This is a genomic window from Pseudomonas sp. QL9, assembly GCF_041409665.1.
Lineage (GTDB): Bacteria > Pseudomonadota > Gammaproteobacteria > Pseudomonadales > Pseudomonadaceae > Pseudomonas > Pseudomonas knackmussii.
In genome coordinates this window covers 4,294,788-4,315,236 of sequence record NZ_CP166971.1, presented here as the reverse complement: position 1 = coordinate 4,315,236, position 20,449 = coordinate 4,294,788, and the positions used below count along the sequence as shown (strand labels likewise).

At 67.9% G+C, this 20,449-nt stretch carries 18 protein-coding genes; 10 read left to right on the top strand and 8 right to left on the bottom strand.

The window, feature by feature from the left end; genetic code table 11:
* The gene (locus ACA097_RS20115) at positions 1-744 is read right to left on the bottom strand and encodes an SDR family NAD(P)-dependent oxidoreductase (RefSeq protein WP_371365535.1); all 744 of its coding nucleotides are present in this window, start codon (positions 742-744) and stop codon (positions 1-3) included.
* Between the two features lie 251 nt (positions 745-995).
* Here ACA097_RS20115 and ACA097_RS20110 point away from each other — a divergent pair, with 251 nt between their 5' ends.
* Together ACA097_RS20110 and ACA097_RS20105 are read left to right on the top strand one after the other, a co-directional pair.
* Positions 996-1,460, top strand: coding sequence for a helix-turn-helix domain-containing protein (locus tag ACA097_RS20110; protein ID WP_371365533.1), 465 nt, complete (start codon positions 996-998; stop codon positions 1,458-1,460).
* Positions 1,457-2,728, top strand: a complete 1,272-nt coding sequence (locus ACA097_RS20105; RefSeq protein WP_371365531.1) for a type II toxin-antitoxin system HipA family toxin — start codon at positions 1,457-1,459, stop codon at positions 2,726-2,728. Before ACA097_RS20110 ends, ACA097_RS20105 begins: the two co-directional genes overlap by 4 nt.
* Before the next feature lie 85 nt (positions 2,729-2,813).
* Here ACA097_RS20105 and ACA097_RS20100 read toward each other — a convergent pair whose 3' ends face one another.
* Genes ACA097_RS20100 through ACA097_RS20085 form a run of 4 tightly spaced genes read right to left on the bottom strand, consistent with a single transcriptional unit; the run spans position 2,814 to position 6,859 of the window.
* Positions 2,814-3,893 (bottom strand): 2Fe-2S iron-sulfur cluster-binding protein, encoded by a 1,080-nt coding sequence (locus ACA097_RS20100; RefSeq protein ID WP_371365529.1) that lies wholly within the window; start codon positions 3,891-3,893, stop codon positions 2,814-2,816.
* A gap of 13 nt (positions 3,894-3,906) precedes the next feature.
* Positions 3,907-4,662: a glucose 1-dehydrogenase gene (locus ACA097_RS20095; RefSeq protein WP_043254283.1), complete on the bottom strand. Its 756-nt coding sequence runs from the start codon at positions 4,660-4,662 to the stop codon at positions 3,907-3,909.
* A gap of 12 nt (positions 4,663-4,674) precedes the next feature.
* Positions 4,675-6,336: an FAD-binding protein gene (locus ACA097_RS20090; protein ID WP_043254285.1), complete on the bottom strand. Its 1,662-nt coding sequence runs from the start codon at positions 6,334-6,336 to the stop codon at positions 4,675-4,677.
* Positions 6,337-6,340: 4 nt separating this feature from the next.
* A complete protein-coding gene (locus ACA097_RS20085; RefSeq protein ID WP_043254288.1) occupies positions 6,341-6,859 on the bottom strand; it encodes a flavin reductase family protein in 519 nt (172 codons plus the stop codon).
* Positions 6,860-7,082: 223 nt separating this feature from the next.
* On the opposite strand from ACA097_RS20085, the gene ACA097_RS20080 reads away from it, so the two are divergent.
* Together ACA097_RS20080 and ACA097_RS20075 are read left to right on the top strand one after the other, a co-directional pair.
* A complete protein-coding gene (locus tag ACA097_RS20080; protein WP_371365526.1) occupies positions 7,083-8,267 on the top strand; it encodes an acyl-CoA dehydrogenase family protein in 1,185 nt (394 codons plus the stop codon).
* 236 nt (positions 8,268-8,503) lie between these two features.
* The gene (locus ACA097_RS20075) at positions 8,504-9,634 is read left to right on the top strand and encodes an LLM class flavin-dependent oxidoreductase (RefSeq protein ID WP_043254292.1); all 1,131 of its coding nucleotides are present in this window, start codon (positions 8,504-8,506) and stop codon (positions 9,632-9,634) included.
* Positions 9,635-9,720: 86 nt separating this feature from the next.
* Here ACA097_RS20075 and ACA097_RS20070 read toward each other — a convergent pair whose 3' ends face one another.
* A complete protein-coding gene (locus tag ACA097_RS20070) occupies positions 9,721-10,011 on the bottom strand; it encodes a GYD domain-containing protein (protein ID WP_043254294.1) in 291 nt (96 codons plus the stop codon).
* A gap of 306 nt (positions 10,012-10,317) precedes the next feature.
* Between ACA097_RS20070 and ACA097_RS20065 the strand changes: the two genes are divergently transcribed.
* From ACA097_RS20065 to ACA097_RS20055, 3 genes are all read left to right on the top strand, one after another.
* Positions 10,318-10,971, top strand: a complete 654-nt coding sequence (locus ACA097_RS20065) for a peroxiredoxin (protein WP_371365523.1) — start codon at positions 10,318-10,320, stop codon at positions 10,969-10,971.
* Between the two features lie 142 nt (positions 10,972-11,113).
* Positions 11,114-11,815, top strand: a complete 702-nt coding sequence (locus tag ACA097_RS20060; protein WP_043254299.1) for an EthD domain-containing protein — start codon at positions 11,114-11,116, stop codon at positions 11,813-11,815.
* A 25-nt stretch (positions 11,816-11,840) separates the two neighbouring features.
* The gene (locus ACA097_RS20055) at positions 11,841-12,596 is read left to right on the top strand and encodes an SDR family NAD(P)-dependent oxidoreductase (RefSeq protein ID WP_371365521.1); all 756 of its coding nucleotides are present in this window, start codon (positions 11,841-11,843) and stop codon (positions 12,594-12,596) included.
* 619 nt (positions 12,597-13,215) lie between these two features.
* On the opposite strand, the gene ACA097_RS20050 is transcribed toward ACA097_RS20055, so the two are convergent.
* Entirely contained in the window at positions 13,216-14,094 is an 879-nt protein-coding gene (locus ACA097_RS20050; RefSeq protein WP_371365519.1) for an SDR family NAD(P)-dependent oxidoreductase, read from the bottom strand.
* Positions 14,087-15,844: an FAD-dependent oxidoreductase gene (locus tag ACA097_RS20045; RefSeq protein WP_084166683.1), complete on the bottom strand. Its 1,758-nt coding sequence runs from the start codon at positions 15,842-15,844 to the stop codon at positions 14,087-14,089. The genes ACA097_RS20050 and ACA097_RS20045 overlap by 8 nt, the downstream gene beginning before the upstream one ends.
* Positions 15,845-16,086: 242 nt before the next feature.
* On the opposite strand from ACA097_RS20045, the gene ACA097_RS20040 reads away from it, so the two are divergent.
* The 3 genes from ACA097_RS20040 to ACA097_RS20030 all read left to right on the top strand — a co-directional run bounded on the left by ACA097_RS20040 (position 16,087) and on the right by ACA097_RS20030 (position 20,159).
* Positions 16,087-17,712 carry a DUF1302 domain-containing protein gene (locus tag ACA097_RS20040; protein ID WP_371365516.1) on the top strand — a complete coding sequence of 542 codons (1,626 nt, stop codon included), beginning with the start codon at positions 16,087-16,089 and terminating at the stop codon, positions 17,710-17,712.
* A gap of 22 nt (positions 17,713-17,734) precedes the next feature.
* On the top strand, positions 17,735-19,111 hold the full coding sequence (locus ACA097_RS20035; RefSeq protein ID WP_371365514.1) for a DUF1329 domain-containing protein: 1,377 nt from the start codon (positions 17,735-17,737) through the stop codon (positions 19,109-19,111).
* A 64-nt stretch (positions 19,112-19,175) separates the two neighbouring features.
* Entirely contained in the window at positions 19,176-20,159 is a 984-nt protein-coding gene (locus ACA097_RS20030) for a 5'/3'-nucleotidase SurE (protein WP_371365512.1), read from the top strand.
* The last annotated feature ends 290 nt before the right edge of the window (positions 20,160-20,449 follow it).

Here is a 20,449-nt window from a genome sequence, read left to right as displayed (position 1 = left end):
TCAGGTCGGCGGGGCGAAGCGGCGGCCGGCGGAGAACCCGCCATCCACGGCGATCATCTGCCCGCTGACGAAGGAGGCATCGTCCGAGGCAAGGAAGAGCGCGACCTTGGCGACCTCCTCCGGCTGCCCGGCGCGGCACAGCATGTGCTGCGCGACGAAGAAGGCATGGAACTCCTCGTTGTCGCGGACCATCTGCGACATGGGCGTCTCGATCAGCCCCGGACAGAGCCCGTTGACCCGCACGTTGGCGTGGCCGTAGTCGATGGCCATGGAGCGGGTCAGCTGGTTGATGGCGCCCTTGGCGACGTTGTAGGCGACGTTGCCGTAGCACCCTTCCAGGCCGAAGATCGAGCCGAAGTTGATGATCGAGCCGCTGCGCTGGGCGACCATCTGCGGCACGGCATGCTTGCTGGTGAGCATGCTGCCGGTGAGGTTGATGTCCAGCACGCGCTGCCACTCGCCGGTCGAGGTCTCGGTGACGCTGCCGTAACTGGCGACCCCCGCGGCGTTGACCAGCACGTCGAGCCGGCCATGGCGCGAGACCACCTCGCCCATCACCTGCTGCAGGTTGTTCTCGTCGCGCACATCCAGCGTCATGAACAGGCCGGGGAACTCCGCCGGCGCGGCGCCGACATCCATCCCCACCACCTCGGCACCTTCGGCCGCGAACAAGCGGGCGCAGGCCAGCCCGATACCCGATGCCGCGCCCGTGATCGCCGCGACCTTGCCCTGCAGTCGATTCATTCGCCCACCTCTGTTTGTTGTTGTCGGTTTGCTCTGCGCCGGAGTCTAGCGAGGGCCTGGCGGGGGGAGATCGTCCGTTGGGACTAGCTGAAGAGCAGGCAGTCCGCGGAAAGGTCCCACAGAACGATGCAATTATTCCTGCACTATAAATCTACTAATGCTGTAATAATTACATTACGACTTACCTTGCAAACCCAGTGAATGAAATTATTCTTTCCTCATCAGGTCGTTAAGAACGGAATACTTGCATCATGGCTAGAAAGACCGCGCCCCTGCTCCCTGCCACGAGCCAGTTGCTGGAGCGCCTGGGCGAACGCCTGCGCCTGGCGCGCCTGCGCCGCAAGCTGCAGGCCAAGCAGGTGGCCGAACGCGCCGGCATGTCGCAGATGACCCTGCGCGCCCTGGAACGCGGCAGCTCCGGTGTGACCATCGGCGCTTACCTGGCGGTGATGCAGGTACTCGGCCTGGAGCGCGACCTGGAGCTGCTGGCCCAGCAGGACGAAGTCGGGCGCCAACTGCAGGATGCTGCGCTGGGTACGCCCGCCGTCCGACAGACAAGGGCGCGCTATGCAGTCGCGCCGCCGGCCGCGAAAAAAGCCCGCGCTCCGGCCCCGCCCACTGCGCCGACCACCCCAGCCGAGGCTGAAGCGCCCCGGACCATCAGCGCCAGCGAGCTCTCGGCCCTGCTGCGCAAACCCGCGAAGCCCTCCCGATGAACGCGCCTATTGCTGTCTATGCCGATTGGCAGGGCCTGGGCGCGCCCAGGCGCCTGGGTCATCTCCACGCCCGCCGCAGCGCCGGCGGTGAACTGCTGGCCTTCGAATACGACGGCGAAGCACTGCTCGACCCGCAGCTCAGCGCCCTGTCGTTGGACCCGCGCCTGGGACTCTTCGCGGGCCCGCAGTATCCGCTCGCCGGCCAGGGGTTCGGCGTGTTCGCCGACGCCAGCCCCGACCGCTGGGGCCGCATGCTCATGCAACGCCGTCTCGAACGGGACAAGCGGGCCGGCAAGGTGCCGGCCAACACCCGCCTGTATGAATCGGATTACCTGCTCGGCGTACACGACCAGTACCGCGTCGGCGCACTGCGGTTTCGGGCAGGCGACCGCGGTCCGTTCCTCGACGACCGACACGACCGGGCCGCGCCGCCCATGGTGCGCCTGCGCGAACTGGAAGCGGCCAGCCTGGCCCTGGAGCGCGACGTCGAGAACGACGCCCCGGACGCGGATGCCTGGCTGCGCCTGCTCATCGCCCCCGGCGGCTCGCTGGGCGGTGCGCGGCCCAAGGCGAGCGTCGTGGATGCCGAAGGCCACCTGTGGATCGCCAAGTTCCCCAGCCTGTACGACGACTTCGACGTCGGTGCCTGGGAGCTGCTGGTGAACACCCTGGCGCTCAATTGCGACCTGCGCGTGGCCGAGGGGCGTGCCGCTCGCTATGCCAGCCCGCGCCACTGCTTCATGGTCAAGCGCTTCGACCGCACAGCGGGCGGAGGGCGATTGCATTTCGCCTCGGCCATGACACTGACCGGGCACATCGACGGCGACGACGCGCAAAGCGGTGCCAGCTACCTGGAGTTGGCGCGGGTACTGATCGAACAGGGGGCCGAACCCAATGCCGACCTGCGCGAGCTGTGGTCACGCATCCTGTTCAACATGCTCGTGAGCAACTGCGACGATCACCTGCGCAATCACGGTTTCCTGTTGCAGCCGGGCCGTGGCTGGCGTCTGTCGCCGGCCTACGACATGAACCCCGTGCCGTTCGCCCAGGGCCTCAAACTGAACGTCAGCGAAGCCGACAACCAACTCGACCTCGACCTCGCACGCTCGGTGGCCGGCTACTTCCGCGTGTCGCTCGCGGAAGCGGACGAACGCATCGACGCCTTCCGCCAGGTAGTCGGCCAGTGGCGCATCCTGGCCGATCACCTGGGCGTGTCGACGCGCGAACAGCAAGCCATGGCACCGGCCTTCCGCCTGGCCGGGCGCTGAGACAAAAAAAACCCGGCCGAAGCCGGGTACCAAAAGGGGGCGGCACAAGCCCCACACTCGAGAGCAACTCTTTCAATCCGTCTCTTCAGTCGGGGAAACGCACCCGCACCTCGCGGCTGCCGGGGCGGCCCTGGCAGGCCAGGGTCCAGCCTTCGGCCAGTTCGGCGGCGCTCAGCACGTCGTTGCGCGGCAACAGCACTTCACCCTGCTCCACCTTGCACATGCAGGCGCCGCAGAAGCCTTCCTCGCAGGAGGCCGGCGCAGCCAGCCCCGCCTTGCGGAAGCTTTCCAGCAACGTGTCTCCGGCGCTGCAGGGCACTTCGTGCTCGGCGCCGTCCAGGTGGACCCGCAGGCTTTCCACCGTGACTTCCGCAGCCGCACTGCGCGCCTGCTCGTCGGCGGCCGCGAGTTCGTCCGGGTCGGCCGGCGAGACGAAGCGTTCGACGTGGATGCGTGCGGGTTCGACGCCGACGTCCAGCAGCGTGTTCTCCACCGTGTCCATGAACGGACCCGGCCCGCAGATGAAGCATTCGGCCTCTTCCCAGCCTCGCAGAAGGTGGCGCACTTCGGCGGCGCTGAGGAAGCCCTGCAGGCTGTCCAGCACGTGGATCACCTGCAGGCGCTGGCCGTGTTCGCGCACCAGCTCGCGCAGGGCTTCGCGGAAGATCACCGAGTCGGCGTCGCGGTTGGCGTACACCAGGCGGATGTAGCAATCGCCATCGGCCAGCGCCGCGCGGAGGATGGAGAACACCGGGGTGATCCCCGATCCGCCGCCGAACAGCAGCAGGTCGCGCTTGGCATCACCGAGGTGGAAGTGCCCCGCCGGTGGCAGGACCTCCAGTTCGTCGCCGGGACGCACCCGGTCATTCATCCAGTTCGACACCCGCCCGCCGGCCACGCGCTTGATGGTGACCCTTGGGCGGGCATCCAGCCCCGGCGTGCTGGACATCGAGTAGCAGCGCGTCAGGCGCTTGCCGTCCACCGTCACGCGGAAGCCAAGGAACTGCCCGGCGCGGTACTGGAAGCGCCCGGCGAGTTCCGCCGGGACCTCCAGCACCAGCGAGCGGGCGTCGGCGGTTTCCTCGATCACCTCGGCGACCCGCAGGCGGAAGGCGCCGCCCCCCTCGACCGGCGGCATCGGGATCAGGGTCTGCGCACTGCCCATGTCCATTCCTCGCTCAGACGCCGCCGATCAGCTGCGCGTTGTCCACGCGGATCTCGGCGCCGTTGATGAAGCGCGACTCGTCCGAGGCCAGGAACAGCACCACGTTGGCGATATCGCGCGGGGCGCACATGCGGTTCTTCGGATCGGCATCGAGCACGTCCTGGGGAATCGCCTGGCCGCCGGCCAGGGCCTGGGTCATGGGGGTGTTCACGCCGTCCGGGTGCACGCTGTTGCAGCGGATGCGATAGCCGTGGTTCTTGCAGTGGATGGCGATGGAGCGGGTCAGCGCGGCCACCGCGCCCTTGGACGCCGAGTAGGCGCAGAACTCCGCCATGCCGCCGAGCGCGGCCACCGAGGACATGTTGACGATGGAGCCGCCGCCGCTGTCCTTCATCGCCGCGATGGCGTGCTTGCAGCCGAGGAAGTAGCCGTCGCCGTTGATGGTCTGCACCTTGCGCCACAGCTCCAGGCTGGTGTCCTCGATGTTGGCCATGGCCAAGATGGCGGCGTTGTTGACCAGCACGTCGAGGCGGCCGAAACGCTCCAGGGTGAGCTTGATCACCTGCTTCCAGTCGTCTTCGCTGGCGATGTCGTGGCGGATGAACAGGGCGTTGTCGCCGATTTCCGCTGCGGCGGCGCGTCCGGCCTCTTCGTTGAGGTCGGTGAGCACCACGCGGGCGCCCTCGGCGGCCAGCAGTTTGGCGTCCTCGCGGCCGATGCCGCTGGCGGCGCCGGTGACGATGCAGACCTTGCCTTGCATACGGTTCATGCTTGTTTTCCTTCAGGCGGTTTCGGGAGTGGCGGCATGAGCCTGCGTCGCCACATGGGCGGCGGCGCGGCGGCCGGAATACACGCAGTCGGCGATCGACAGACCGGATACGTAGAGGTTGGAAGCGACCCCCACGGCGTTGCGTCCGGCGCTGTACAGCCCCGGTATCGGCTCACCGGAGTCGTCCAGCACGCGTCCGCTGCGCTCGCACACGCGCAGGCCGCCGAGGGTGATCGCCGGGCACGGATAGAGCTGGCTGTCCACCGACAGGTCGAGGGCGTACCAGGGGCCGTCGTCGAGGTCGGCGAGCATCGCCGGCGACTTGCCGAAGGCGTCGGTGTGTTCGCCGCGCGCCGCCCGGCTGTATTCCTCCAGGGTGCGGCGCAGGTTGCCGGCGGGGACGCCGATGGCTTCGGCAAGGGCCTCCACGCTGTCGCCGCGGCGGCGGTTGAACAGCAGGTTGAGCAGCACCGGCAGGCGCTGGAACGACCACACCTTGCCCGGCCCGACCTGGCGCAGCGACTCGCGCAACAGGGTGCGGTCGAGGATCAGGATGGCGCGGCCGCCGTTCTCCTCGACCATCGCGTGGCCGAGCTTGGCGCCGTACACCTCTTCGTTGCAGTAGCGCTCGCCGGCGGCGTTGACGACGACCCCGCGGGCCCAGGCCAGCGGCGGGTTGATGAAGCGCCAGGCGCTGACCTTGTCCATGCGCGCCGGCACCGCGCCGACGCCGGCGCCCAGGCGGATGCCGCTGCCATCGCAGCCCGGCGTGCCCAGCGGCAGCGCCGGCAGGTAGCGCGGCGCGTGCTCGCCGAGCATCTCGCGGTTGAAGACGAAGCCGCCGGCGCTGAGCAGCACGCCCTTGCGAGCACGCAGCAGCAGCGGCCGCGCATGCTCCTCTTCGATGCGCCGCAGGTTGGCGCTCATGCGCTCGGCCAGCGGCGGTGCATAGGGATGGATGGCCGTGGCCCAGCGTGCCAGGCGTGCGTGTCGGCGCGCGGCAGCACTGCCCGGTGGCAGGCGCCAGGCTTCGACGCCGACCACGGCGCCTTCGCTGTCGAGCACCAGGCGGCGGACCTCGCACTGGCTGTAGAGCAGCACGCCCTTGGCTTTTGCGCTGCTGCGCAACGCGGCGAAAAGCGCGGCGCCGGACATGCCGCGCCCCTTGGTGCGATGCCCGCGCGGCGCCGGCTTGGCCAGGCTGGCGTAGGCCGGCACCGACTCGTTGCCGGAGTAGTACAGGTAGTAGCGGTCGCTGGGGTAGGAGGTCTTGTGCGGCGGCACGCTGGCTTCGAAGCGCGCGCCCTGGCGTTCCAGCCAGGCCAGCTGCTCGACGCTGCGCAGGCAGAAATCGCGCAGGGTCTCGGGCTTCACCGCGTCGCCGACCTCTTCGCGCAGATAGGTGAACATCGTCTCCGGGTCGTCGGCATAGCCGGCCTGCGCCTGGTAGGGCGTGCCGCCGCCGGCATAGACCACGCCGCCGCTGCGCGCCGTGGCGCCGCCGCCGGCGAAGCGGTCCAGGGCCACGACTGCCAGCCCGCGCTCGCGCGCCTCGAGGGCGGCGCAGGCGCCGGCGCCGCCGAAGCCGACCACCAGCAGGTCGGTCTCGGCATCCCAGTTCGGTGTTTCCCCGACGCCCAGGCGCAGAGGCTGCAGCGGTTGCGTGGCGGCCATGGCGTCAGCCCGCCGCCGCCATGCTCGGCGCCTGGGCGGCGACGGCGGTGGTGTAGGTGCCGTTCACGTAGATCAGCGGCGTGATGCTCGGGGTATGGCGGATCTCGCGGATGCGCCCGATGAAGATGGTGTGGGTGCCGTAGGCGAAGCGGCCGTCCTGCTCGCAGATCAGGCTGGCCTGGGCATCGCCCAGGTAGGGCACGCCGCCTTCGGCGGTGCGCCAGTCGCCGCTGGCGAAGCGGCCCTCGCCTTTCACCGGGCCGCTGCACAGGTGCGACAGGTGCTCCTGCTCCTGGCCGAGGATGTTCACGCAGAAGTCGGCGCCGGCCTCCAGCACGCGGTGCAGGGAGGCGGTCTTGTTCACGCAGATCAGCAGCGACGGCGGCTCGGTGGACAGCGAATCGACCGCGGTGGCGGACATGGCGAAGCGTTCCTTGCCGTCGCTGGTGGTGATGATGGTCACCGACTTGGCCAGCCGGCGCATGGCCTGGAGCATGTCGGCTTTCAGATTGTCTTGGCTCATCGCACGGGACCTCGCTGGGGTTCGTTGTTGTGCGATGGATTCTCTGGCGGGCCCGCCTGCGCAACATCGTCCGAGGGGACTAGTCGGCCCGGCGTCCGCGGCGCGCGGGGATATGGTCCGTTTGAAGGATGCCGCCCCGTGCCGGCATTGCTCCAATGCCTCGCGAAGGGACCGACACGGCCCCGAGCGCAGCCCTGCGGGGCTATCACAGGAGAACAACAAGATGCTCGACCAAGACCTGATCCGTCAGCGCCTGCGCCAGCGCGCCCGCGAACTGGTGCCGGTGCTGCGCGAACGCGCCGCCGAGGCTGCGCGCGCGGGCCGGCTGCCGGAAGAGACCATTCGCGATTTCCACGACGCCGGCTTCTTCCGCATCCTCCAGCCGGCGCGCTGGGAAGGCTACGAACTGGAGCCCAAGGACTTCTTCGAGGTGCAGATGACCCTCGCCGAAGGCTGCATGTCCTCGGCCTGGGTGCTCGGCGTCGTAGCCATCCACAACTGGCAGCTGGCGCTGTTCGACGACCGCGCCGCGCAGGACGTCTGGGGCAAGGACTCCAGCGTGCTGATCTCCTCTTCCTATATGCCGGTGGGCAAGGTCACCCGCGTCGAGGGCGGCTTCCGCCTGTCCGGGCGCTGGGGCTTCTCCAGCGGCAGCAAGCACTGCGAGTGGGCCTTCCTCGGCGCCATGGTGCCGCCGAGCGAGCCGGGGGGCGCGCCGGACTACCGGACCTTCCTGGTGCCGCGCAGCGACTACCAGATACTCGACAACTGGAACGTGATGGGCCTGGAAGCCACCGGCTCCCACGATGTGCTGGTGGAAGACGCCTTCGTCCCCGAGTACCGCACCCACCGCTCCATCGACGGCTTCATGCAGAACAGCCCGGGCAACGCGGTGAACACCGCCCCGCTGTTCCGCCTGCCGTTCGGGCAGATCTTCGTCCGCGCAGTGTCGTCCTCGGCCATTGGCGCGCTGCAGGGCGCCGTCGATGCATTCATCGAGCACAACCGCGCCCGCGTCGGCGTCAACGACGGCCGCAAGATGGGCCAGGACCCGGGCGCCCAGCAGGCGCTGGCCGACGCGATGCTCTGCGTCGACGAATGCCGCACGCTGCTGCTGCGCAACTTCGAGCTGATGGTGCAGCGCGCCCGCGACGAGCAACCGCTGAGCATCCCCGAGCGGGTGAAGATGCGTTACGACTCGGCGGTGGTCGGCGACAAGTGCGCCCGCGCCACTGGCGCGCTGATGTTCAACAGCGGCGCCTCGACCATCTTCCGCGAACACCCGATCAACCGCGCCTTCCGCGATATCCACACCGGCCGCGCGCACGTCGCCAACAGCCCGGCGAAATACGCCTGGAACCTCGGCGGCGTGAGCATGGGGATGGACTCGACCGACTTCTTCCTCTGACGAATCACCCGGATTCGTAGGATGGGTTGAGCGAAACCCATGCTGCATGAAGCCCCCGCGCGGAGGTCGACGCCCACCGCATGGGGTTCGCAGGCTCCCCCCATCCTACGGCTCTCCGATTTCCCCCGGCGTTTCGGCGTAGTCCGTTCGGTCGATTCCGCGACGCCGGCGAACACGGAACATGGCCCACGAGGCAGAGCCCGTCGGCCCGCCATACCTGACAAGGGACGAACCCCATGAAATTCTCTCTGATCTATGAAGCGCAGACGCTGGACAGCAGCCGCGAAGGCGACCGCCGCGTCTTCGACGAAACCGTCGAACAGGCCGTGCTGGCCGACAAGCTGGGCTTCGACACCTTCTGGTGCGTCGAGCACACCGCGCTGACCAACTACTCGCACATGTCCGCCCCGGAGACCATGCTGGCCTTCGTCGCCGGCAAGACCGAGCGCATCGGCATCGGCCACGGCGTGGTCTGCCTGCCGCCAGCGATGAACCACCCGGTGAAGGTCGCCGAGCGCATCGCCACCCTCGACCTGCTGTCCAAGGGCCGCGTGCACTTCGGCGTGGGCAAGGGCGGCACCCAGCAGGAAGCCGGCACCTTCGGCTACGACCTGGCGACCCTGCAGCCGCAGATCGACGAAGCCATGTACCTGATCCCGAAGATGTTCGTGCAGGACGAGATCGAGCATAACGGCGACTTCGTGAAGATCCCCAAGCGGCCGATCCATCCCAAGCCCTACCAGGACCCGCACCCGCCGATGTACCTGGCCTGCACCAACACCGAATCGCTGAAGAACGCCGGCGGCCGCGGCATGGGTGCGCTGGTGCTGGGCTTCGGCGGCCCGGAAGAGATCGCCAAGAAGGTCGCCGTGTACCACGAGGCCTGGGACAACCGCGACGAGAGCAAGCAGGTCGGTTTCCGCCCCAACCGCCACATCGCCGCGCTGTGCCCGGCCATCGTCCTCGATGACAACGAGCAGGCCCGCGCCATCGGCATCCGCGGCCAGCGCTACTTCATGGAATCCCTGGCCTACTGGTACGCCGGCGGCGAGCGCCCGGACCCGGCCAAGTGGCAGGACGACACCTTCGTCGACGGCAACGGCCAGGCGGTGATCCGCTCGCGCTTCGCCTCCGAGGAAGTCACCGTGGACTTCTCCGACCCGACCATGGCGATGATGAACCCCAACCACGCCTACGGCACCGTGAACGACTGCATCGGCTACGTGCAGCGCCTGATCGACGCCGGCGCCGACGAGATCCTGTTCATCTGCCAGATGGGCACGGTTCCGCAGTGGGCGCAGCTGGAAACGCTGAAGAACATCGGCGAGAAGGTCATTCCGTACTTCCGCAACAAGCAGAAGGCCTGAGCCGGCGTCCCGACCCGCTCGTGACGGGTCGGGCAAGGCTTCCACGGGGCGGCGCCGGTTTCGGGCCGCCCCTTTTGCGCTGGACCTCAGCGCATGGCGGCGATGAACCCACGGAACTCCTGTTCCGAGAAGCCGCGCAGGGTTTGCGTGCGGATGTTGCCAAGCGATGCCACCTTGAGCAGCAGCGCGGTGCCCACGTCCTCCGCGCCTTCCACGATCAGCACCATGTCGTAGCTGCCCGTCGTCCAATAGGCGGCCTTGACCGAGATGCCAAGCTGCTCGGCCATTGCCTTGAAGGCGACGAAGCGGTCGGGCGAGTCCTTGACGTTGCGGATGCCCTGGTCGGTGAAGCTCACCAGGGAAATGAAGGTAGCCATGATTCAGCTCCTGTCGTATCGAGAGGCGACGGTCGATGGGGCGGAAGCCACTGCACCGGAAGAAGACCGCCGCCCTTCCCGACATGCATGCGCGCGGCGCCCCGAAACACCGCGAGCCGCGTCGACCATCACGAATCCGACGACCTCCTCAGAACAGGCTTAGCAGCCCCCGCAAGCCCTGCACGACCGCTGATCCGCTGCCGCCCCGGCAGCCCGCCAACGCGCACCTATACTTCACGCCCACGCAGCCCCTTTCCAATGGCCCGGCGACCCGGGCGCCCCCTGGCAACCTCACGGAGAACAGATATGTCCCTGCGAATTGGCGATGAAGCACCCGACTTCACCGTAGACAGCACCGAAGGCCCCCTGCACTTCCACGAATGGATCGGCGACAGCTGGGCGATCCTGTTCTCCCACCCGAAGGACTTCACCCCGGTGTGCACCACCGAGCTGGGCTACGTGGCCCGCCTGAAACCGGAATTCGACAAGCGCAACACCAAGGTGGTGGGCCTGAGCGTGGACCCGGTCAGCGACCACAACAAATGGGTCGGCGACATCGCCGAAACCCAGGGCCACGCGGTGAACTTCCCGCTGATCGGCGACGAGAACCTGGTGGTGGCCAAGCTCTACGACATGATCCACCCCAACGCCAGCAGCGGCCCGCGCACGGCGGTGGACAACGCGACCGTGCGCTCGGTGTTCCTCATCGGCCCGGACAAGAAGATCAAGGCCACGCTGACCTACCCGATGAGCGCCGGGCGCAACTTCGACGAGATCCTGCGCCTGCTCGACGCCATCCAGCTCAACGCCATGCACACGGTGGCAACGCCGGTGAACTGGAAGCCGGGCGACGACGTGATCATCCCCACCTCGGTGTCCAACGAAGACGCGCAGAAGAAATACCCGCAGGGCTTCAAGACCCTCAAGCCGTACCTACGCGTAGTCGCCCAGCCCAAGTGACGCCCCGCCCTTCCTCCCCGCGCGGGGAGGAAGGCGCCCCCGCTCCCGGCTAGTCCACACAGACGATGGCACCCGCCGGCGCCCCCTGCATGGTTGCACCTCTTCACCCAAACGGGTCATGCCGAGAACGAGGAGCTTTGCCATGCAGAAGGTCATCTACCTACTTTGGCGCGACAACCGCAGCAGCGCCGAGGACTTCTTCCACCGGTTGCGCACGGAGCTGGCTGCGCAACTGAACCCGCTCGGCGCGCAGCAACTGCAGCTGAACCTCGCCGACGCCGCCGTGGCGCCGGCAGCCGGCCTGCGCCAGGAGAACAACCGGCCGCTGCCCGACGCCACCCTGTCGTTCTGGCTGCACAGCGCCAACCGCCTGTTCCGCCAGGCCATCGACGAGGCCGTGGCCGCGTTCTGCGCACGCATGGCTGCGTACCTGGTCTGCGAATCGGTGCCGATCCCCAACACGCGCTTCCCCGCGCGGGCCGGCGAACGCACCCACGGCTTCTCGCAGATGGCCTTCCTCACCCGCCCGCCGCGCCTGACCCACGAGGCCTGGCTGGATGTCTGGCAGAACCACCACACCCGCGTGGCCATCGATACCCAGGACAACTTCCTCTACGTGCAGAACCTCGTGGTGCAGGTCCTCACCCACGGCGCCGCGCCGCTCTCGGCGATCGTCGAGGAGTGCTTCCCGCCCGCCGCCATGAGCGATCCACAAGCGTTCTTCGACGCTCCGGGCGACGAGGCGAAGTTCCAGCGCAACCTGGCCGAGATGATGGACAGCTGCCGGCGCTTCATCGACTTCGACCGCATCGACGTGCTGCCCACCAGCCAGTACCCCCTGTGATCCGCCCCCCGGAGGAAGCACGAGCATGAACAGACTTGCAGGCAAGACCGCCCTGGTCACCGGCGGCGGCCAGGGCGTCGGCCAGGGCATCGCCTACGCCCTCGCCGCCGAAGGCGCCCGCGTGGCCGTCGCCGGCCGCACCCTGGAATCCCTGGAACGCACCTGCGCCGAGATCCGCCGGCGCGGGGGCGAGGCGCAGGCGGTGGTCTGCGACGTGACCCGCGCAGAGCACATAGAGCGTTGCGTCGCCCAGGTGCTGGAAGGCTTCGGCGGCCTCGACATCCTGGTCAACAACGCTCACATCGTCCCGCTCGGGCGCCTGCTCGAGGTCAGCGAAGACGCCTTCCAGCAAGGCTGGGACTCCGGACCGCTGGCGACCCTGCGGCTGATGCGCGCCTGCCACCCGCACCTCAAGGGGGGCGGCGTGGTGGTGAACCTGGCATCGTCCGCGGCGGTACGCTGGGACGCCTCGGGCTACGGCGCCTACGCAGCGACCAAGGAGGCGATCCGCTCCCTCAGCCGCGCCGCCGCCTGCGAATGGGGGCCCGACGGCATCCGCGTCAACGTCATCGCGCCCCATGCGCTCTCCCCTGGCCTGGCCGGCTGGATGCAGGCCAACCCGGAGGAAGCCGGGGCCTTCGTCCAGGGCATTCCGCTACGCCGCGTCGGCGACTGCGAAAACGACATTGGCCGCACCGTGGCCTGGCTGGTAAGCGACGAGGCCGGCTACCTGACCGGCGCCACCCTGCCGCTGGACGGTGGCCAGGCGTATTGGGGCTGACGGGAAAAAAACTTAGAAGCGAGCAAGCTCGCGAACAGCCGCTTACCGAATGGGTTCGCGAGCAAGCTCGCTCCTACGAAAAGCGTAAGCGCGCTTCGCTCTTGGGACTTCCAGAGAAATATCCGCACGCGCCGAACGCCCCTTACAGGAGGCCGAGCTAAGCCCACGCAGAGGAGGTCATGCGACATGGATGTCGCAAGAGCCGTCGTGAGTACAGGGACGTGCTCTCGACGGCGTGCCTCCGGGTGCGTGGGAATGTGCGAGGGAAGTCCGGCTTGCCGGACCCGTATTTCGGGGCAAGCACTTTGGTTACTTTCTTGCGTTTGAGAAAGTGACTCGCCCGAGGGGGCGAAACAAAGACTTTCCGAGCACACCGAAGCGGCGCAGAAACACCCAAACAAGATGCTGGGTGACTCGCTTCGCTCGCCCTTCGGGCCGCGCTGAAGCGCGTTCAGCGCGAGCGCTGTCCCGCGTTCGCGTGGATGACGCAGGAGAAAGCGAAATTTGATCCCGTCACTCCCGCGAACGCGGGAGCCCAGAAGACAGTTGCTCCTACACGATGCGGCGTTGCCGACCACCCGTAGGGAATAACCGCAACGCGGTTATCCGCCTCCCCCGTTCAGACCACCCGCGCCGGATGCTGCACCCGCGGCGCCCCCAGTTGCTCGCGCCAGGACGGCGGCTGGCGGCCGCCGGCTTCCTGGATGCCGTAGCGCAGCGCCAGCTCCGCGCTGACCAGGGTCTGCCCGGAGAGCTTCGGCAGCTCCGGGTCCTCCAGCAGCGCCTTGAGGATGCGGCCGTTGAATTGCGGGGTCTCGGCCATGGCCAGGAAAGCCTCGTACTGCTCGGCGCGGGCCTGGCCGGCGATGGCCGTGCGTTCGGTCAGTTGCGGGCCTAGCCACAGCGAGACCGCCGCCACCGCGGTGTCCTCGAAGTCGATCGCCATGTCCGCCGCGAACTTGTCCACGCCGGCCTTCTGCGCGCCATAGGCCGGGCCGTGCATGTAGCAGCCGGCGCCGAACGAGGACACGAACGCCACCAGCGCATTCGGCGCGCGCAGCAGCAATGGTGCGGCGTAGTAGCTGGCGACGTAGGCCGAGCGCAGGCCGACGTCGAGGATGTTCACCAGGTCCAGCGGCTTCTCCCAGAAGGGACCGGGATCGATCAGCTGGTCATGGATGAAGGTGACGTTGTTCACCAGCAGGTCGAGGCGCCCCTGCTCGGCCTCGATGCGTGCGAACAGCGCGCGCACCTGGGCGTCGTCGGAATGGTCGCACTGCACCGCGATGCCCTTGCCGCCGGCGGCGTCTATCGCCGCGGCGGTTTCATGGATGCTGCCGTGCATGACCTGGCCACGCAGCTGCGCGCCACCGGATTGCAGCGAGCGGCCACTGACGTAGACGGTCATGCCGGCCGCGCCGAGGGCCTCGGCGATACCCTTGCCGACGCCACGGCTGGCGCCGGTGACCAGGGCGATACGGGGAGCGTGTTCAGGCATTCTGGGTAACCTCGTGCGGAGCGGGTGCGACGCCAGCGTGTTGCTGGAGATGTTCGGCGGCAAGGAAGCCGAAGGTCATTGCCGGGCCGATGGTGGCGCCGGCACCCGGGTAGGTGGTGCCCATCACTGACGACGAGCTGTTGCCAATGGCGTAGAGCCCGGCGATGGCACTGCCGTCCTCGCGCAGCACCTGGGCGTGCGGGTTGGTGAGCAGGCCGCCCTTGGTGCCGATGTCGCCGGCATCGATGCGCACCGCGTAGAAGGGTGCCTTGAGCAGCGGCGCCAGGCACGGGTTGGGCTGCACGGTAGGGTCGCCGTAGTAGCGGTCGAACAGCGACTCGCCCTTGTGGAAGTCCGGGTCCTGGCCCAGCGCGGCATAGCGGTTGAAGCGCTCCAGCGTGCGAGCCAGGCCGGCGCCGTCGACGCCGATGGTCGCTGCCAGTTCCTGGATGCTGTCGGCTTTCTGGAAATAGTTGCGCAGGTTCTTCGGCAGGCGACTGTCGGGCTGCGCGTAGCCGGGCAGCAGCGCGCCGCAGGGGTATTTGCGACGGAACTCGGCGTCGAAGATCATCCAGCAGGGCACGCTGCGCGCGGTTTCGCTGTCATGGCCGTACATGGCGTAGACGATGTCGGTGTAGGGCGCGGCTTCGTTGACGAAGCGCTGCCCGGCGGAGTCCACCAGGACGCACCCCGGCAGGGTGCGCTCGACGAAGAGCGCGCGCGCCTTTTCCTCGCCCTCCACGTGGGTGGTCGGCGCCCACCAGCTGTGATCCATCAGCGCGGTGGCCGCGCCCAGCGCCTGGCCGGCGCGAATGCCGTCGCCGCTGTTGTAGGGTGGCGTCGCGCTCCACTTCGCCTGCGATGGCTGCCGATGGTACTGGCTGCGCATCTCCTGGTTGCGTTCGAAGCCGCCGGCGGCCAATACCACGCCGCGCCGTGCGCGAACGCGCAGGGCGCGGCCCTTGTGGATCAGCTCGGCGCCGACGACCCGGCCGTTCTCCTCGACCAGCGTCTGCAAGGGTGCCTCCAGCCACAGCGGCACGTTGCGGTCGAGCAGCGACAGGCGCAGCGCGCCGACCAGGGCGTTGCCCAGGGTCAGGAAGCGGTCGCGCGGCGAGCGCAGGCGGCCGCCCAGGTCGCGCCAGTAGCGCCAGAGGATGCGCATCGTTAGGCCGACCCAACCGGGACCACGGCAGAGCAGCACGCGGGCTTCCTTCATGGTCATGCCGATGCGGCCCATCATCAGGGTGCCCGGCGAAGGCGCGCGCATCCGGGCGAACTCTTCGCCCAGCAGGCGGGCATCGAACGGCATCGGGTCCATGGAGCGATAGCCCGGCTTGCCGCCGGGCGTCTCTGGGTAGTAGTCGGCGTATTCGGGCTGCGCCTCGAAGCGCACCCGGCTGTTGCGCTCGAGGTATTCGACCATGCGTCGGCCGTTCTCGACGTAGGCCTCGATGCGGCTGTCGTCCACCACGCCCTGGGTCACGGTGCGGATGTAGCGGATCGCCTCCTGGGGCGAGTCGCTGCCGCCGAGCGCGGCGATGCGATGGTTGCAGGGAATCCATATGCCGCCGCCGGACACCGCCGAGGTGCCGCCGTAACGGTCGCTCTTCTCCACCACCAATACGTCCAGGCCGAGGTCGCGGGCACGCAGCGCGGCGGTCATGCCGCCGGCCCCGCTGCCCACCACCAGGACGTCGCACTCGTGGTCCCACTCGCGGCTCTGCGGGCCGCTCACCCTTGTGTTCATGTGCGCATCTCCAGCACCCGGCGCAGGCCACGCCCACGCATCCGAACCGATTGTTCGCGGCGTGCGGAGCGGCCGGCATCGTCCGAAGGGACTAGCGCGCAAGCCCCGTGGGCCGCCGGTTTGCGCGTAGTCCCTTTGGACGATGTTGGCGCTTGCCCGCGACCACATAGTCAGGCCGCCACACCCCCCGCCAACAAAGATTCCGGGGCGGGCGCGACCTGCCGCCCCGCGCAGAGGATGAGATGACAAGAACAAAAACCCCCGTTCCGAGGATCACCCTCGCCTTGCCGCTGTCCGCCTTGGGCCTGCTCTTCGCTGGCCAGTCCCAGGCGTTGTCGTTCCAGCCGAGCGACGATCTCAAGATCAACTGGGACACCACCCTCACCTACGGCCTGGCCTGGCGCACCGAGAAGCGCGACCACGCGCTGTCCAACGGCGGCAGCAACCCGGCGATCGCCAACGGCGACGACGGCGACAACGCCTTCGACCGCGGCAGCCTGATCAACAACCGCGCCAGTTTCCTCACCGAGGCCGACTTCAAGTTCCGCGACGACTACGGCCTGTTCGTCCGCGCCACCGGCTTCTACGACGACGTCTACCACCGCAGCAACGACAACGACACCGGCACCTCCAACTGCTTCGTCGGTGGCCGCTGCTCCGAGCCCGACCATTTCTCCGACGAAACCAAGGACCAGCTCGGCGACGACCTGCGCCTGCTCGACACCTACGTCTACGGCACCTGGCAGTTGAACGGCAAGCCGCTCAACGCGCGGGTTGGCAACCAGGTGGTGGCCTGGGGTGAGAGCCTGTTCAACGGCTTCGGCATTTCCGGCGCGATGAGCCCGGTGGACGCCACCAAGGCCAACACCCCCGGTATCGAGGTGAAGGAACTGTTCCTGCCGGTCGGCCAGGTCTTCACCCAGTACAGCCTCACCGATGCCCTGGGCATCCAGCTGTACTACCAGTACCAGTGGAAGCGCACCGAGCTGTCGCCGGTGGGCAGCTACTTCTCCACCACCGACTTCATCGACAAGGGCGGCTTCAACGACTCCACCGGCCTGCAGCACCGCGAGGGCGACGACACCCCCGGCAGCACCGGCCAGTACGGCGTGGCCCTGACCTACAGCGTCGAGCAACTGAACAACACCGAGTTCGGCCTGTACTACCTGCGTTTCAACGAGCACAACCCGCAGATCGACTTCCTCACCGACTGGAACCGGGGCGGCTACCGCGCGCGCTACTTCGACGACATCCACCTGTACGGCGCCAGCTTCTCGAGCATGATCGGCGACACCAACGTCAGCGGCGAACTGAGCTACCGCGACGGCCAGCCGGTGCTGGTCGATACCGGCCTGACCCCGCAGCCGGTGCGCGCCAAGACCGCCCAGGCGCTGGTGTCCTTCATCCACTCCTTCGGCAACCTGCCGATCGCCGACAACACCACCCTGACCGGCGAGGTCGGCTACAACCGCGTGATGGACAACGACAAGGCGCCGAGCTTCGACGTCTTCGTGCCCACCGGCGCCGGCGGCTTCGCGCAGATCCAGACGGCGAACACCGACAAGCTCTACTTCGACCGTTCCGCCTGGGGTTACACCCTCATGACCACGCTGGACTACAACAACGTGTTCAACGGCTGGGACCTGTCGGTTCCGCTGATCTACAGCCAGGCGGTCAACGGCAGCTCGTCCATGCCCGGCAGCTTCGGCCTGGGCGAAGGCGACGACCGCTTCGCCGTCGGCACCACCTGGCGCTACCTGAACAACTTCACCATCGAAGCCCGCTACAACGTGTTCCTCGGCTCCCCGAGCGAAACCGCGCTGGCGGACCGCGACAACGTTTCGCTCAGCGCGAAATACAGCTTCTGACCCCGCCCGAAGGAGCCCGCACATGAACCGCAAACCCTATCTGTTTCCCCTGTTACTGAGCGCCGGGCTGGCCTGCCTGGCCGGCGCAGCCCAGGCCAAGGTCAGCCCGGAAGAAGCCGCGCGCCTTGGACAGGAGCTCACCCCCATGGGCGCCGAAAAGGCCGGCAACGCCGACGGCAGCATCCCTGCCTGGAGCGGCAAGTGGCGCGGCGCGCCGCCGCAGGTGAAGTACGCCGGTCCAGGCAACGCCTATCCCGATCCCTACGCCGACGAGAAGCCGCTGTTCGTCATCACCGCGCAGAACATGGGTCAGTACGACTCGTTCCTGACCGACGGCGAACGCGCCCTGCTCAAGCGCTACCCGACCACCTTCCGCATGCCGATCTACCCTTCGCACCGCGACTTCCGCATGAGCGAGAAGGCCGAGGCCAACATCAAGGCCAACGCGCTCAACGCCGAACTGGTCGAAGGCGGCAACGCCGTGCGCAACGCATTCGGCGCCTCGCCCTTCCCGATCCCGAAGAACGGCTACGAGCTGATGTGGAACCATGCCCTGCAGGCCCGCCCCAACAGCGAGGAAGCGATCTACGACCAGGCCGTGATCTACTCCAACGGCAACCAGGCGCTGCAGACCGTGCACTACCAGATCCTCGCGCCCTGGTGCGACCCGAAGGGTTCGCTGCAGAGCTACGACGGCGGGGTCATGAGCCACTTCATGATCACCACCCTGAAGCCCGTGCGCGCCAAGGGCGAGATCATCGGCGGCAACGAGTTCTTCGACCCGGTGGCCAGCCCGCGGCAGAGCTGGCAGTACCTGCCCGGCACGCGCCGGGTGCGTCGCGCGCCTACCGTCGGCTATGACACCCCGATCGGCGCCGGCGGCTTCCGCACCATCGACGAGGACCGCCTGTTCAACGGCGCCCCCGACCGCTACGACTGGAAGCTGATCGGCAAGCGCGAGGTCTTCATCCCGTACAACAACTACAAGCTGGACGATCCCAGCCTGAAGTACGCACAGATCCTCACGCCGAACCACGTCAACCCCGACTTCATGCGCTACGAGAAACACCGCGTCTGGATCGTAGAGGCGACCCTCAAGCCGGGGGCTCGACACATCTATGGCAAGCGCACCCTGTACATCGACGAAGACAGCTGGTCCGCCGCCCTCGCCGACAACTACGACAACCGTGGCCAACTCTGGCGCACCAACATGCAGACCTCGCTGTACGCCTACGACATCCAGCTCAACCAGGCCCGCATCGCGCTCTTCCATGACCTCATCGCCGGCTCCTACCTGGCCGACCGCATGAGCAACGAGGAGAAGCCGGCGCAGTTGAACACCGCCCAGTACGACGCCGACTACTTCAGCGCCGCCAACATGCGCAAGCTCGGCCAGTAAGGCCCTACCGAAGCCCGCGCGGGAACACCGCGCGGGCTTTTTCATTTGCCAAAGGAATTTCCCCATGCAAGCACTGCTGCGCGCCGGCATCGTTTTCGCCGGCCTGGGCCTGGCGAGCCAGGCCAGCGCCCTGAACATCCTCCTGACCAACGACGACGGCTGCCGCGCGCCCGGCATCGCCGCCGTCTACCAGGCGCTCACGGCCGCGGGCCACCAGGTCACCCTCATCGCTCCGGACACCGACAACAGCGGCATAGGCGCGGCCAGCGTGGTCGCCCCCGGCCAGGCCCTGGCCGTCACCCGCCTGGCCGACCGCCAGTACTGCGTCGGCGCGCCCGCCGGCTACAAGCTCGCTGCAGGAAAGAACATGGCGATCGGCACGCCGGTGGACGCAGTGAACGTCGGCCTCGACCTGCTGCTCAAGGACAACCCGCCGGACCTGGTGGTCTCCGGCAGCAACTTCGGCGACAACACCGGCCCGCTGATCCAGCTGTCCGGCACGCTCAACGCCGCGCTCTGGGCGATGCGCCGGGGCGTGCCGGCGCTGGCCGTGTCCACCGCCATCGACCTGCCGCTGATGCAGCGCGATCAGAAGGCCGCCATCCAGCTCACACTCGCCGCACAGGCCGACAGCGCGAAACTAGCGGTGCGCGTTCTGGACCGCGCCCTGATTGCCGGCAAGCAGGCCCATGAGCGCTGCGCCAAAGGCAAGGACAAATCCGCCTGCGAACTCAACCTGCTCGGCCTGCCGGCAGGCCAGGGCCTGAACCTCAACTACCCGGCCCGCAAGCCCGCCGAAGTACGCGGCCTGGTCTACGCGCCGGTGGGCGACTGGTCGCCCATCGTCTTCGCCGTGCGTGGCGAGCAGGAAGGCTCGGCAAGGGTCGAGCTGACCCAGCCGGCAACACCGGACGAGCGCCAGCGCCACGGCGACGCCTATCTACTGAGCCAGGGCTATGCGGTGCTAAGCGTGGTGGGGACGAATCTGAATGGCGCAGGCGCCGGAGAGCAAAGGGCGAAAGCGTTGGTGGAGGGCGTGAAGCCGTAACGCCGCGTAAAATCCCCGCGCCAATTCTCCGGTAGGGCGCATAACCGCGTTCGCGGTTATGCGCCGCCACCCGGCACAAAAACGGCGGATAACCCCTTCGGGGTTATTCGCCCTACAGGTCCGGCATTCGTGCCGTGCGGTTCGCGAGCAAGAACTAGGCGTTCCCCTCGCTCCTACGCAGTCCCGTCTTCCCCGCGAACGCGGGACGCACCTTCATCGCGAACAGCGCTTGCGCTGGCCCGAAGGGGAATAGCCCAAAAAACAGGGGCTCCTACCGCCGCGCCAACCAC